The sequence below is a fragment of the Cyclobacteriaceae bacterium genome, from assembly GCA_013141055.1.
Classification (GTDB): Bacteria; Bacteroidota; Bacteroidia; order Cytophagales; family Cyclobacteriaceae; genus ELB16-189.
Map to the genome: position 1 here is coordinate 1,187,908 of JABFRS010000002.1, position 15,271 is coordinate 1,203,178.

Below are 15,271 nucleotides of genomic sequence, written 5' to 3' on the forward strand. Positions count from 1 at the left end.
ATGTCACTTCGACCGTCAGTTGTTATTCTGTATATTTTAAAGTTAAGAACGGCCAACGTAGGATTCGTGTAGAAGATGTTTGTCTTAACATAAATCCAACCAATCAGAATTAACACAAATATTAACATCACGAAATTTCTATTCGTGGTTAAATGAAAATCCAAGTCAAAGCATACCAGTGGTATAATATACGTTGCTAGAAAAGTCAGATTCTCATAATTCAAACTACTAATTGCCTTAATTTTTTCAGCTGGAAGTGTTGCTCCTTTAACAATACGATACCTAAAATTGAAATAAAAAATAATCGATAACCCCACACCTATAGAACAGAATAAGATAATCGGGGGCCACTCAAAAAGTATTTCCTTAAATCCTAAAAAATCACAATTTCGGCCATAGCAAACTGGAACTTGGTTCAGCCCAATAAGCAGAAACAAGAAGACAAGTGAAATAATATAAAGTTCAATTTTTTGCCACATCCACTACGTTGTTTATCAAATTTTCTTTCTTAAAAAAGCGCTGCGTAGCATGTCTAAAAGCAACCTGTATTTGAGATCAATGTTCTAATAAAAAGTCTTCGAACGGTGTTTCACAGAAACACTCTGCTCTGAAAAAACGATGATAGTACTTAAAACGGTGATAATAAAGGCAGGAAGACTCAAGACTTGGGGAGTTTCGTATCGTCCATGTACAAGGTAGCGAAAGGGAAATTAAACTCAAGTAAAAACCGGAAACATTACACGCCAATAACCCTTTTATTACTATTTCATCCAAGTCAGACGAATAAACTAAAGGTTCCTATAGTTTATCTAAAAGGAACCTTTAGATAAATTTCAGGTGCTCATAGCTGAGGCGACGTCGGGGTCAAGGCGCTCTGACTTGAAGTGATCATAAAATGCCTTAATCGTACCATGATTTTCTTCACGGCTTTTAAAATATCGCACTATTCCTTCATATTCATTACCCCAATTTTCATAATTATATCTCCGAGAACAGGTATCCACTACCTCATTTAGTCGCAAGCACTCCCAACAATAACTTAAAACCTCCTCGCCATGCAAATATTTTAACTCGCCGGGTTTTGACATTTCAGCATTTACGTTAATAATAATAAACTTGATTCGATAGCGACCACTCTTCAAATCAATATCCAGAAAACGAAACCTATCGATCGGTTTCTCACTAACGGCAATAAGCTCATTCTGGATAATAGAATCATACTTTACCAACTCCTCTTCCGTAAAAATTCCAATCCAGGAAAGCATCTTTTGGACGCCGACCAATTCCTTTGTAAGTGCTTCGTTGAACTTCATTATTTCACCTCCCTTTACATCAGCGATCATTACTTCAATGCGATCCAAGCTGGCTTCTAAAAAAGGGCTTGTTTCTACCTTTCGATCTTTTTGAGAGTGGAAGGGAAACCGAATGCCTATAATATCGAGTTCTGAGGTAAGTCGCCCATGTTTCTCAGAATGAATTAAATAATTCATTGAAATGTATCCATTCAGTCGCAGGTATAACCTGGAGAGGGTTTCTTCTAACTCTGATTGAGACTTACTTGCCATAGCTAGACGTCAATATTGATGAGACTTTCTTTTATTAAAAACATTCCTATGGTACCCGCTAACATCAAAATACAATCTTTAATCAAAGACAATTTGAGCCGGAACATGGAAATTCGCGTATACTTTAATTGCGCCGCAGCAACCGAAGACCAAAAGGATGTGTATCAAATTCAACATCAAAATCCTTCATACTCATATGAACGGTTGCAGCGAGTTGCTCAGGAGAATAGCCTAGCTCCTTGCGATAAAGATCCATCACATTTTTAATCAGCGTGGGATGCTCTTTTTCAATCGCTAATTCAACTGGTTCGCTTTTTCTATATCCGAGTGCAGACAATTGGGAATAAAGGTATTTCGCTTGGTTCTCTGTTATTATATTATTCTTTCGAGCCTTTACAACTAAAGCTGACATTGCGACCTTCCAATACCTCTTTTGGTCAGCGAGAAATTTTAAATCAATTATCGTGACTGTTGCGCTGAATTCATCTATAGGAACCAAAAATTCACTTCCAAATTCGTAAGCCTCAGCTTCAACATCACGATCCAAAGAAACTGGCTGCCCTATGTGCATGTAAAGATGTCCAAGCTCATGGGCAATCGTCAAGCGAAGTCGATCTCCCGGCAGAGTTCTATTCACGAAAATGATTGGGTGGCCTTTTTGTGTATAAAAACTTAGACCATCTAACTTATCGCTGCCAAAATCAAAATGAAAGATGATAATACCTTTTTGCTCCAATAATGAGGTGATATTATCGATACGCCCTTTCGGCAATCGCCACGACTCGCGCAGGAAGCGTGCTCCCATTGTTGGACTACCAAGATGCTCCACATCCCATCGCCCAAATGACTGCTCCGGAATCTCCACTTCGTTAAGCAATTGCTCAATACCCATCCGAAGAATGTTCATTCGCGCCTCGGCTTTATTCAATATCTTTTTTCCGAGGGTGAGCTTTCGGCGATAGTAGTGCATACTAGCGGGAAAGATAAGCTCAGTACGGTAAAAAAAAGTCAGCGGGTACTCAAGTTTAGTCGCTATCAATTCAGCAAGATCTGCTGAACAATCAATAAGCTTATTCTCGATTTTCGAGATAGTGCCTTGCGCAACTTGCAACTTGTCGCATAGCTCAGCCTGACTCAGCCCGCGGGACTCACGCGCGAGCCTAATCATTTCAGAATTAATGGTCATTAATCTGTCTATCAACTTCCTGTTTGTGAAGAATCATTTTTACCACCTTTAAGAACTACAAGCGGTGGACGCTCTGTTGGTACTTTCGGCCTGTCATTTGGTGAAAGATCCGGTCCAAATAGTGGTATTGATCCACTTTCGCCACCCCTTAGATCACGATGCCAAATTATATCATTTCCACGTCTGCACGTCAGATAAATGTTACGAATGGCTGTTCCTGTGGGACTTAGAAGATACCCAGCAGTCAATAGCGTTAGCTTGCCAAATCCCGGAAGCTCCAACTGTTGTTTGATAAAACCCTGGGCTTGCTGTGTCGGAATATTAGAAGTCTTGAGTTCTGAATTTAGTTTTTTGAAACGGACAAAAATTCTCCGGTCTATAACCATCCCAAAGATGCCGTTAAACTCACCAACTTTTATCCTTGCCTCGCTTGAGAACTCAAGCTTTGAACGCGACGAGATCATGTCGTGAACTAAAGAAGCAGCAGTTCGAATTCTTAAATCTGTCCGAATGCCCGCTGCGCTAATACTGCTAAGCGACCGTTGATAATCTTCAAATGCGCCTTCGATGACTGACGCGATTCTGCTGAAGTGGTCGCCTCCAATCGTGCTGACCTCCTCTTGTGTTAACATTAATGCCATGTTTCAAAGTTAAAAAAATTTTCCTTTTTAACATTTTTTATTCCAAATATTATTCTTCCTTTGCTTTGAAAACAATTCGATAGGCCGAATTCACCCTAAAAAGAAAGGTTTGATGGTAATAGAGCCAAATAATCGTAGCAATCGGCGTAGTGCTTTTGCGCTAGACAAGGCCGGGAATAGAATTGACATTACAGATGCGCAAAGTGGGCTCCATGATTATCTCTGCCCATGCGAGGACTGTAAGACTGCAATGGTTGCTGTAAAATGCACTAAGAAGAGACCTTTCTTTCGTCACTATGCCAAAGACGTGCAGTGGAAGGCCAGATGCACATATTCAGATCCCAAGGAGCGAAACAAGATTGCCAAGGAAATATTGGCACGAACGAAGTCAATCAAAGTGCCCTCGGTCTTCAAGCAACCGCCGCCAGGTGTTGAAGGAGCGCCAAACCGCATTCGTAGTCCACAGACGATTAACGCTTATAAAATTGAGGCAGCGGTGTATTTTTATGAGGATCAAAATTTAAGTATTGGATGGTCACACAAACAACACACACCATTTCTAAAAGAGGTTTTCAAAGCAGACATCGTTTTCTTTGATCAAGCCGAAAACGCAATTCTTCTCATTGAATTGGTTGAAAAATATAAACCTAAAACCGACGACGAACGTGCATACCTGAGTGCCATCGGAATTGATGCAGTCCAAGTCCGCATACCAACCGAATCTCAGGCAGCCATCCAAGCCGTCTTTCAGAGAACTAATAGCACGAAATGGATTTTTAATAAAGAATATGAGCGAACTACCTACAAACTACCAATTTCCCCAAAGCCTGGTGAACCAGTACGAGAACTTGATGAGCACCAAAGCGAATTTCTTGAAGAATCTACCCGATGCAGAACGAACCAAATTGGAAACCTTGTACGAGCGATTAACAAATGCCTGGAATCAGAATCGCACACAGCAGCTTCGAGAGCACTTAACGATGCTATTGGGGGAGCTGCAAATGCAAGAATCAAACTTGAACGAGATGAGCAGGAAATTCGAAGAACAATCACGGAACGTATCGAGGTCGAGTTTGAACCTGAAACATCAGAGGTTGATCGAAGCCGAACAGATCTGTCTTCAAAAAGCCTCCGCCTTGACAAACTCCATGAAAGGTTGGAGGAACGATATCGCCGCAAGAGAGAAAAATTTGCTGAAGCAGAAAATGACATTGCAACAAGAATCGACAAAGAACGACGAAGCAATAGAAAGCCTTCTGAACAACGAACGAGAGAAGTCCAACAGCTACTTGAAAGAGAAGCGCAACAAATTGAACGAGATATCGAAGCCGAAGAACGAAATATTGAACGCTTACAGACTGGAAAAAAAGAACTTAGAGCACGATTTCGAGAGAAAGAAGACAATCTCAGATTCGAACCTACGAGAACTCGAAAAGAACTTGACCGTCTTAAGGAAAGATATGAAGCGCTTGCTCGAGAAGAAGATGGACAATCAATTGCCATTGTTCTCGAAAGAATTACTGGAGATCCTGATATCGGAAGACTGGCATATCATTTCGAAGAAGAACATCGCGCTTGCGGACGACTTAGAAAAGCTTGGGAAAGCCTTACGTCGGGAACTTACAAAACTTGGTATTCCGGAAAATGAGTTTTTAAGGGAGTTTGATCGTCATGAAACCCGAGATTGAATAAAAAAGCAATCTTTTGTGCATTTGAGACTGCAATGCCCTCTCAAAAAGCACGCTTTATTTGCATAAGTACATCCTAACAGCCTCGAATTAAATCAACCAACTGGGTGAGATGTGATTATTTCTTCAATTCTATCAAAGATTATTTTAAAATGACTAAAGGTGAAGTCATCAAAAAGCGGTACATCATTCAAAATATTATTTGAGAAATTGTTTTTGCTTAAGGCTACGTTCTGCCCTATATCATTGCGCACATGGGAATCGATAATCCTGGGGAAATTTGGTTGAAGATATCCGATATATGGATATTGAAGATTTTCTTGTTTATGAATTCCTGTAACCTTGTCGAATTCGTCAGATGTAAATATCCTTCTCCCATCATGATCGGTTCTTTTCAATTCTGTATCAAGGTAATAATGCTCAATACAGATTTCATCAAATTTCCGATGTACTGGTATTGGCATCAGCAGGGAAAAAACATTATTACCCCAAGATTTAAAGTCTTTTCCGTTTTCTACAACCGCATTATTAATCTTTTTGGTGTCTCTATCAAAAAGACAAATAACTATCTTTTTTGATGGCTCACCTTTAGGCAAGGATTTACATATGTCTAATAATTGTTCGTTATTAATCTCAAGGTTTTCATACCTGTTGAATCTGAGGAACAACGATTTGAACATTCCCTCTTTTTTCAATTTAGTTAAGGCCTTACTTAAATGACGCCAATCTGTTTTACCTTCACCAAAAATTATTGGATTTGCTGCTTCATCAATTTCATTTTGAACGATCTTAAGTCGAATACCAGGCTCAGCGGTGTTAATTCTGGCCGCTAATTTTTTATAAGTCGAATTTTCCTTTCCCTTGATAAATCCAATAAAACCAAGTTTTCCCACTAATTCATTCTGAAAGGAAAGTTCAATATTATCGGGTTCTTTACTTTTAATATTATACTTCAAAAAGTGTTCATTTGCAGCGAGAGTTATACCATATTTTTCAACTGCGTGAATCATGGCCCTAACATGCTGATAATATTTTCTATTAATGTTAATGGATTCATTTACGACAAGGCCAGTAACCTCCTGTCTGTTTACCCTCGTCGCATGTCTAGTCTTATCTTCATTTATCAAGAATCCATTACTATGAAAAATTCCTTGAATAATATTACTTAATAGCACCTTTCCATTTTCAATCCTTGCAATTTCTGTAGGCCACTTCTTCTGATTAGTTGATATTGTAATATCATCTGCATATCTCGAATAGGTGCATCGGTTGTAACTTGTTAGTCTTAGAAAAGCATTATCTATTTTTCTACAAATGAAATTGGAAATTATTGGTGATGTTGGGGCACCTTGCGGTAAGGAGGCTTTATGACAGCAAATTTGTGCAATTACTCTTGCTAGTGGTTCATTAAAATTGAACGGTCTAGCCATCATTAAACCCATCACTCGTCCAAAATGTATCGACGGAAAAAAATCTTTAATATCAATATTAATAATGAGATTTTTCTTTACGTGAGCTAAGGCATTCGTCTTGATACTCTTGCCAAGAGTAAACCCGTGTACAGCCTTCTTGGTTGGATATAAAGTTTGGAGAATGAAATTTAAAGACCTTTGAATTCGCTTAATCCCACCTATTGGTGCGATAATTCTTCTTGCATTTCCATTTCGCTTTCGAATATCGAACTCATTATATTTTTTAAGTTCCGGGACCTTGTATAAGTAGTATGTCAAAATTTTGAATTCCACATCCAATACTTTAGCCAATTGTCTCGGCGTTTTAATTGCTAAAAATCTGTCCGTTAATTCTTTAATTTCTTCTGGTGTCATCTTTGGGAAAGTGGGTGCTCACGATATTCATCTTTAAGTGCAAGTAGCAACGCGTATAAGGAATCGATGAGCGTAGCACTGAATGATCCTCACATTTTCATAATTGCCGCGAGAACAACACCAAAATTCAATAGTTTTTAGAGCACCCACCCCACAAAGTCCGATTGAATTGACTTCAATTTACACTTTTGTTGAAATAAAACTCCGTTGAATTTAAGATTTTTCAGTACCACCATAAGTTTGAAGGAGAGAAAATTATCGAGGCTGGATATTCCATCTTAATAACTCAGCACACACACATTTATAATCTAGTCAATCCGCACTATTGAATGAATTTTCAGTTCGCGAATACTCTTAGCTTGCCCGGATAAACCAACCATTTATTCATATGAGCATTACTGTTGAGTTGATTAAAAATCTCAGACCCGTCGACGCAAATCGCCACAGAAAACAAACCCGCAATACAATTATTTACACGCGAGTATCAACAAAGGAACAGGCTCTCAACAATCAAAGTCTGGAAACACAGAAGAAGCAATGCCTACAATACACGCTTAGCCATGACCTTAATGTTATCGGCTTCTACGGAGGAACGTATGAAAGTGCTAAAACGGACGAGCGCAAAGAATTCAATCGAATGATGAATTACATTAAGGCTCATAAAGAAAAAGTGGCTTTCATTCTTGTATACAGCCTGGATCGCTTTAGTCGAACTGGCGGCAATGCAATTTTTATTTCCTCAGAACTGAAACGAAATGGGATCTCCATCCTATCCGTTGCACAGCAAATTGATACAGACAGTTATTCCGGCAAACTTCAGGAGAGCATTCATTTTATTTTCAGTCAGTACGATAATGACTTGCGTAGGGAAAAATGCATGGTCGGAATGAAGGCAAAACTGCACCGAGGCGAGTGGATGGGTAGGCCGCCACTAGGATATCGTCGCACGGAGAGAAGAGATAAACCAATTGAACTTGATGAAAACGCAGAGTCTGTCGCACAGATCTTTATTTTAAAGGCCTCCAACACCATATCTAATACTGAGATATCCCGACAAATGGCATCAAAGGGATTCAAAGTCTCAAATAAGGTATTAACAGATATGCTAAGGAACCCATTCTATTGCGGTTACATATCTCACAAATTGCTAGACGGAAAGATCATAAAAGGCAAGCACGAAGCTTTGATCTCCGAAGAGGTGTTCTTAAAAGTCAACTATGTAATGCAAACAATACCTAAGGGCTTCAAGCATGCCAAAACGGAAGTCATGCCGTTAAGGCAATTTTTAAAGTGCGGAAAATGCGGAATCAGCATGACTGGATATCTGATAAAAAAGAAACGCTTGTCGTATTATAAATGTCAAACGATGGCATGTTGCAACAATCGCAACGCTAATTTTATTCACAAACTATTTGAAGAGTTCCTTCAAACATATCCTTTGAAAGACCACTTCCTTGATCCATTGAAAAGTAATTTCAAAAAGACCTGTGAAACCTTAACTACAACTGAAAAAATAGTTTCTATTAAACTCAAATCGCATCACCGTAAAGTAGTTAAGGAAATCAAATTACTCCAGGAGTCCAATGATCTTGGATATGTTGATCTGAAAGTCTTCAACTTAACCTTGTCGAAATTGCAAAGAGAGAAACAGGAACTCGAAAATCACCTGATGATGACCTCACTTGAATTCCGGAATTCATCTTTGTTTCTTGACAAGGCTGTGGGGGAATGCCTTAGCCTTGCAAGCCTTTGGAACTCTTTGACATGTTTCGGTAAAAGGAAACTTGCTGACATCGTCTTCCCTGATGGATTGCGATATCATCGGGACACAGATAGCTTGGAAGTGATCATTGAGGGTATGCAATCGATCCGGCCCGTAGACGAATCGAACCCTGAAAGTCAGAAATCAATTCAATTATCAGGTTTAGCAAAAAAAGCAGATAAAATGCTGCAGATTTATCGAACTAATAAAATTCCTTGTAGCTGATTCTCTTTCAGATTGTTACAAAAGAAAAAGAGCGAAGAATTTCTTCGCTCTTTTTACCTTGAGTACCCAAAGCCGGAATCGAACCGGCACACCTTACGGTACACGATTTTGAGTCGTGCGCGTCTACCAGTTCCGCCATTTGGGCTTCTGCTTCGGTTGCTCATATTCAGCAACTGGAACGGGGCTGCAAATATGCCGAAAGTTTGATTTTCCCACAAGCGCCATAACGCAATTATCCACATCAAACTTGCTTTATATCTACCTAACCTACTCTACCCATGAAGATCTTCTACGCAGCAATTATAATTTCCATCTGTGGCCTCATCGCTCAGCTTACCAACCTGATGGGAGATGTTTTTCAGAAATAGTCTATTCACCTTCGGTCATTATGAATTTTCAGACGGAAGGAAATTATTTCTGTACTGGTAAGGGTTACAAAGGAAAATTCTTATACCAATCCCAATGTAACACACTATGCATTGAATGGCGTGAAGTTAATTATCCTTTCATGGATGTCTTACAGATTTTTACTTGAACTCAACAAGCAAAAGCATATCCTTAGGGAAAATGTTCCCTGAATCATACGGACACCTATGAAGTGGAAGGAATGTCGCTAGACAAGACGTTAAAGAAGATCAGCCCGAAATAAATGGGTCAGGGAATGGTTTTTGAAGTTGAATTCCTACCTTTCTGATCTTAATTATTATTCATTAAAAACTTTCCCAGGACTGCCACAGAAAGATCAGCCGTGAGAAACAAACATTTACTAACCCAATGAAAATATCAAAACACAAGGTGGCTGCGATCCACTACACACTGACTGACAACAAAGGAAAAGTACTTGACAGCAGTGAAGGGCGTGAGCCATTGTATTACCTCCATGGCGAAGGGAATCTTATCCCAGGAATGGAAGAAGGGCTCGAGGGCCAGGAGAAAGGAAAGAAGCTGAAGCTTAAAATATCACCCGAAAAAGGATATGGTGTGCGGGATGATAAGATGATGCAAAAAGTTCCACGTTCAGCATTTCAGGGCGAGAAAGTTGAAAAAGGAATGCAGTTCCAGACTGACAGTGGTGCCGTGGTTACTGTTACAGAGATATCTCTTGATTCTGTAACGGTAGATGCCAATCATCCCCTTGCCGGTGTTGAACTGAACTTTGATGTTGAAGTCATGGAAGTTCGTGATGCCTCTGAAGATGAGATCGCTCATGGACATGTGCATGGTCCGGGAGGCGCGCACTAAAACAATATTGATCCAATTATTTTAAAGGCCAGTCTCTGGCCTTTATTTTTTTCTGATGAGTTGATAGAACGTTTATTCCTTTCTTTAATTTTAGAAATGATCATCCCCTACCGTCTTCTTAATCAACATATCTCCCATCACAAGCTTAAGAAGCCTCAGGATATTGTATCATATCTGGGAGCCATGCAGGCGCAGGAATATGCAATGGCCAAATGGGCAATCGGTTTGCGATTACCCGGCACAAAAGATGCTGACGTTGAAAAGGCATTTAACAAAGGTCACATCTTACGAACCCATCTTCTCCGTCCTACCTGGCACTTCGTCTCACCTGCCGACATCCGGTGGATGCTAGCGTTAACAAAAGACAGAGTCTATGCAGTAAGCGCTTTCATGTTTCGCAAGTCAGAGCTCACCGATAAGATCTTCAATCGCAGCGCTGACATCTTTACCAAAATGCTTCAGGGTGGGAATCACCTGGAGAGAAATGTTCTGAAGGCAGCTCTCGAAAAAGCTAAAATACCAACAGATGAATTCCTGTTGAGCTACATGCTCATGCACGCAGAGATGGAAGGCGTCATCTGCAGTGGGCCGAGAGTCGGCAAACAATTCACATATGCTTTGCTTGAGGAACGTGTCCCACCTGTAAAATCTATATCAAGGGAAGAAGCCCTGAATGAACTCACGCACCGGTACTTCAAGAGTCGCGGGCCTGCTACGGTTCAGGATTTTGCTGTCTGGTCGGGACTTACTGCTAAAGATGCACGCAATGGTATTGCTTCTTTGGATAAAAAGTTCATCCATGAGAAGATCAACGATCGGGAATTCATCTTTTATAAAAGAGATTATTCCATGGCAACGAGTGATTCTACGTTCCTCATGCCCGACTACGATGAATATGGAATGAGCTATCGTGGACGAAGTGATATCTTCAACAAAGAAAAATTTGCCAAACAGATCAGTCGCGGTAATCCAATATTCAACCGCATGATCATCATCAACGGAAAGATCGAAGGCACCTGGAATCGCACCGTCACTAAAAAGGCTTTGACTATTAATTCCTTTCCATTCAGTTCATTGTCAAAAGAGAATCAACGCAATCTTCTTGAGGCAGAAAAAAAGTATCGCCTGTTTCTGGGAGACAATCTGGAAGCGTGAGAATCAGGTTATAACTCTTGATAGGTTCTCAACTTCTTTGTCCTCTCTCCGTATACTCTCCAAAATTTCCGAATGCAGATCCACAGCACCTGTTCTTTCAAAACCCCTGAAGATTCAAAGTACTTCGAAAACTGGGTCGTGAGACTCGAAAAGGTTAACAATAAGAAATATGGTCGCATTGATCTGGAGACTTCGCTTGGCAAGACCGTGGTCTGGAGCCTTAGCGGAGATAAAAAAGATCTTAAACCATTGGTCATTTTTCCGGGTTTCCGTACCTGCAGCTTATTCTGGGATTTTGACAATGCGCTTGAACCTTTACAGAAAAACTATCGCATCTTTTTAGTAGATACGAATGGACAACCTTCCCTGAGTGATGGCAATACCCCTGACATCAAATCCAATGATTATGGACTATGGGCAAGCGAGGTGATCACAAAGCTGGGATTAACAAAAGCAGTAGTGGCGGGAGCATCGTTCGGCGGGCTCGTGTGCATGAAACTTTGCATAGTAGCTCCTGAAAAAGTAGAGAAAGCTATCATGCTGAATCCCGGATGCCTTCAGCCCTTCTCGCTTTCGCTGAAGAATCTTTATTATAATATGCTGCCAATCCTGTTCCCATCAAGAAAGAATGTGAAGACATTCCTGGACGCCGCCGTGTTCTGTAAACCGAATCACCAGCTTTCGACGGATTCTGAAGAGCTCATTCTCGATTACGAAATGATGGCTCTGACGCGATTCATAGATAAGGCTCAAAAACCTTATCAAATGCCTTTGTCGGAGCTGAGCAAGGTTTCTTCAGATGTTTATTTACTGGAAGGTGAAAACGATCTGCTATTTCCTTATCAGAAATCAATCGATCATGCCACGAAGTGCATTAAGAACCTGAAGGAGGTATTTGTTCTGAAACAAACGGGTCACGGCATTGAGACATCGAAAGAAGCAATCTCGATCATTGGGCGGATTATGAACACCTGATTGATCAAAACCGATCATAACGTTTAATCAGGCATTTTTCACAAATACATTTAAATAGTTTGGTGAAAACTAGACAATACTCTTTTATAACAGTAACTTCCTAATACCTCAAGCCTACACTTCAATATTTGTCTATAGAATTCTTTAGAATAACTAAAGGATTCTATAGATACTTTTGAAAATTCTACTCTTCTGTCTGCAAAGAATTTTTCAAAAAGTACAGATGTAAGATTCGATAAGATTCTATTGAATTTTATGATGTGAACGTTATCAAATTGATACAAAACCGCTTTACAACATAGTAGAATGAACAATGCCGTTGAAATTCTTTTGGTAGAAGATAGTATTGATGACGCAAATCTTGCCATTCGCGCGCTCAAGAAAAACAATCTGGCTAACCGGTTGTTACATCTTGAGGATGGTCAGGAGGCATTAGACTATCTCTTTAATGAAGCAAATCAGATGCCCCGCCTCATTCTCCTTGATCTTAAAATGCCAAAGGTGGATGGTCTTGATGTACTAAGAAGATTACAGGCAGATGAGAAAAGAAAGATCATACCAGTAGTGATGCTTACCTCTTCCAAAGAAGAAAGCGATATCATCAAATCATATCAGCTTGGAGTAAATGCATATATCGTAAAGCCTGTGGATTTTGATCAATTTGTAAAAGCAGTTACTGAGGTGGGACTTTTTTGGCTGGTCTTAAATCAACCGCCAGTGAAGAAATAAAGACGAGATAGTAAGGATGGATATGGAACTGAAGATATTGATGCTGGAGGATGTTGAAGAGGACTCACTTTTAATACAGCGTGTTTTACAAAAAGCAGGAATAAGATTTGAATCCCTGCGTGTGGATTCAAAAGAAGATTTTATCAGAAGCATTGATTCTTTCCAGCCGGATATTGTTCTGTCCGATCACGCATTACCCCAGTTTAACTCCAGTGAAGCACTCCGCATCTTCAAGGAAAAATCATCCATGACTCCCTTTATCCTGGTTACGGGAGCGGTATCAGAAGAGTTTGCAGTCTCCTCTCTTCATCTTGGCGCTGACGATTACATTTTAAAGTCCAATCTCGCACGACTTCCTTCTGCTATTAATAATGCTATCAACAAAAAAAAGGCGGAGCGTGAAAGGGCCATTGCCAATCATTCACTGATGCTTCAGAATCAGGAACTGAAAAAGCTGAACCAGGAGCTTGACAGATTTGTGTACAGCACTTCTCATAATCTTCGTGCACCACTTCTTTCTGTTCTGGGACTGGTCCGCCTGTCACGTCAGGAGATAGAAAACAAAACCACCGAAGAGCTGCCCCAGTACTTTGAGATGATCGAAAAAAGCATCACGCAGCTGGATACTACCCTTCGTCAGATCATTGACTATTCAAAGAACGCACGACTGGAAGAAGAACCCGATGAGATCAACTTTGAAGACCTCCTTCAGGGTACATTTGATTACATGAAGTTTATCAATGGAGCGACCAACATCAGTCAGAACATCGTTATTCATGAAGGTCCTTCATTCTATTGCGGAAAAATGCGCATGAACTTTGTGCTTCAGAATCTTATTTCCAACTCAATTAAATACTATGATGCTACAAAGGATAATCCATTTGTAAAGGTAGAAGTATTTAAAAATGAATCGGAAGCAAGGATTGTTATCGAAGACAATGGTATCGGTATATCGAAGAAATACCAGGAAAATATCTTTGACATGTTCTTCCGCGCTACCGAAAGAAGCGACGGGTCGGGTCTCGGACTTTACATTGTAAAAGAGACCATCGACATGATGGGCGGAAGGATTGAATTGAATTCAGAAAAAAACAAGGGGACTTCCGTAACACTGACAATTCCCAACTTCAGACGAACTGGCTGACCGGAATTTGCGTTAGCGCACAATGATCCACAAAAAATCTGTGCTCGCCATCTGCGGCAGCACGCGCAGCAACTCAACCAATGAAGCAATCCTCAAAGGAATTGCAACAACCTACTCATCCGAATTCAAACTTGAGCTTTATCAGGGTATCTCCGACCTGCCCCACTTCAATCCTGACATCGCTGACGATTCATTGTCACCATTTGTAAAAAAGTTTCGGGATAAGATCATGGCGGCGGATGGAATTCTCATCTGCACACCGGAATATGTATTCAGTCTCCCGGGCGCACTGAAGAATGCAATTGAATGGACGGTTTCCACCACGGTCTTCCTGGATAAACCTACAGCATTAATTGTGGCATCGGGTATCGGAGAAAAGACTTTTGAATCGCTTAAGCTTATTATGACTACTGTTGGATCTAAAATGAATGAGGATTCCTCAATATTAATTCAGGGAGCACGCAGCAAATTCAATCAGGAGGGAATGCCGGTTGATGAGATTGCAGGTAAGAGCATTGAAAAAATGATGAAGGGATTTATAAGTCTCTTTGATAGCTGATTATTGTAAGGTCATGTACATTCTTAATGTCCATAGGATCTCATACAGGATAAAGATGGCCACCACTACCATGTGAAATCGCTCCGATCTGATCTTAATGGCAAGTCCGCTTAGCACCAAAAGAAAAGCAGTTCGTAAAAAATACTCTGTTCCCAAATGCTCAAGATATTCTTTGCCTTTTAGCCACGTATCGCCAACATCCACGAGCAGAATGAGTATCAGCAATCCAAAAAACCATGAACGACGTGAGTAATAATAATCCTTGAAGCCTGGGTAGTCGTCTATATCATCCGGGAACAGGATCGCACAGAGAAGAAAATAAATGACGATATACAAAATGACGAAAGCGTAATGGGTAAAAGTCCACACCTCAACATACGCAAGATGAAATTCCCACCACCAGAAATGCGTAAGCATCATGAAGACATAGATCGACCAGGCGATGTGCACACTATACACTTTATATCGACCAGGATGCTGAATGAACTTACTGAGACCCTTCAGAATAAGGGTAATGCCCAGACCCAAAACCATTCCAATGATGATGCGGATATGAAAAAATTGATCCATAGTT

At 40.3% G+C, this 15,271-nt stretch carries 13 protein-coding genes and 1 tRNA gene; 8 read left to right on the forward strand and 6 right to left on the reverse strand.

Annotation, left to right across the window (positions count from 1 at the left end; genetic code table 11):
* Nucleotides 1–833: 833 nt before the first annotated feature.
* The 3 genes from HOP08_19930 to HOP08_19940 all read right to left on the reverse strand — a co-directional run bounded on the left by HOP08_19930 (nt 834) and on the right by HOP08_19940 (nt 3,392).
* Nucleotides 834–1,490 (reverse strand): hypothetical protein, encoded by a 657-nt coding sequence (locus HOP08_19930; GenBank protein NOT77200.1) that lies wholly within the window; start codon nt 1,488–1,490, stop codon nt 834–836.
* Nucleotides 1,491–1,689: 199 nt separating this feature from the next.
* Nucleotides 1,690–2,751 carry an ImmA/IrrE family metallo-endopeptidase gene (locus HOP08_19935; GenBank protein NOT77201.1) on the reverse strand — a complete coding sequence of 354 codons (1,062 nt, stop codon included), beginning with the start codon at nt 2,749–2,751 and terminating at the stop codon, nt 1,690–1,692.
* A gap of 11 nt (nt 2,752–2,762) precedes the next feature.
* On the reverse strand, nt 2,763–3,392 hold the full coding sequence (locus HOP08_19940) for a hypothetical protein (GenBank protein NOT77202.1): 630 nt from the start codon (nt 3,390–3,392) through the stop codon (nt 2,763–2,765).
* Nucleotides 3,393–3,504: 112 nt separating this feature from the next.
* Between HOP08_19940 and HOP08_19945 the strand changes: the two genes are divergently transcribed.
* Nucleotides 3,505–5,040, forward strand: a complete 1,536-nt coding sequence (locus HOP08_19945; protein NOT77203.1) for a hypothetical protein — start codon at nt 3,505–3,507, stop codon at nt 5,038–5,040.
* Nucleotides 5,041–5,175: 135 nt separating this feature from the next.
* Here the strand turns inward: HOP08_19945 and HOP08_19950 are convergent, their stop codons facing one another.
* A complete protein-coding gene (locus HOP08_19950; GenBank protein ID NOT77204.1) occupies nt 5,176–6,906 on the reverse strand; it encodes an RNA-directed DNA polymerase in 1,731 nt (576 codons plus the stop codon).
* A gap of 388 nt (nt 6,907–7,294) precedes the next feature.
* Between HOP08_19950 and HOP08_19955 the strand changes: the two genes are divergently transcribed.
* On the forward strand, nt 7,295–8,893 hold the full coding sequence (locus HOP08_19955; protein ID NOT77205.1) for a recombinase family protein: 1,599 nt from the start codon (nt 7,295–7,297) through the stop codon (nt 8,891–8,893).
* A gap of 63 nt (nt 8,894–8,956) precedes the next feature.
* Here HOP08_19955 and HOP08_19960 read toward each other — a convergent pair.
* Nucleotides 8,957–9,038: transfer RNA gene (locus tag HOP08_19960), tRNA-Leu, on the reverse strand.
* 629 nt (nt 9,039–9,667) lie between these two features.
* Here HOP08_19960 and HOP08_19965 point away from each other — a divergent pair.
* The 6 genes from HOP08_19965 (at nt 9,668) to HOP08_19990 (ending at nt 14,697) form a co-directional block, all read left to right on the forward strand.
* Nucleotides 9,668–10,135 carry a peptidylprolyl isomerase gene (locus HOP08_19965; GenBank protein NOT77206.1) on the forward strand — a complete coding sequence of 156 codons (468 nt, stop codon included), beginning with the start codon at nt 9,668–9,670 and terminating at the stop codon, nt 10,133–10,135.
* A 96-nt stretch (nt 10,136–10,231) separates the two neighbouring features.
* A complete protein-coding gene (locus HOP08_19970; protein ID NOT77207.1) occupies nt 10,232–11,290 on the forward strand; it encodes a winged helix DNA-binding domain-containing protein in 1,059 nt (352 codons plus the stop codon).
* 72 nt (nt 11,291–11,362) lie between these two features.
* Nucleotides 11,363–12,265: an alpha/beta hydrolase gene (locus tag HOP08_19975; protein ID NOT77208.1), complete on the forward strand. Its 903-nt coding sequence runs from the start codon at nt 11,363–11,365 to the stop codon at nt 12,263–12,265.
* Nucleotides 12,266–12,571: 306 nt separating this feature from the next.
* A complete protein-coding gene (locus tag HOP08_19980) occupies nt 12,572–12,994 on the forward strand; it encodes a response regulator (protein NOT77209.1) in 423 nt (140 codons plus the stop codon).
* A 22-nt stretch (nt 12,995–13,016) separates the two neighbouring features.
* Nucleotides 13,017–14,138, forward strand: coding sequence for a hybrid sensor histidine kinase/response regulator (locus tag HOP08_19985; GenBank protein ID NOT77210.1), 1,122 nt, complete (start codon nt 13,017–13,019; stop codon nt 14,136–14,138).
* Nucleotides 14,139–14,160: 22 nt separating this feature from the next.
* Nucleotides 14,161–14,697 (forward strand): NAD(P)H-dependent oxidoreductase, encoded by a 537-nt coding sequence (locus HOP08_19990; GenBank protein ID NOT77211.1) that lies wholly within the window; start codon nt 14,161–14,163, stop codon nt 14,695–14,697.
* Here HOP08_19990 and HOP08_19995 read toward each other — a convergent pair whose 3' ends face one another.
* A complete protein-coding gene (locus tag HOP08_19995; protein ID NOT77212.1) occupies nt 14,698–15,267 on the reverse strand; it encodes a hypothetical protein in 570 nt (189 codons plus the stop codon).
* Nucleotides 15,268–15,271: the final 4 nt, after the last annotated feature.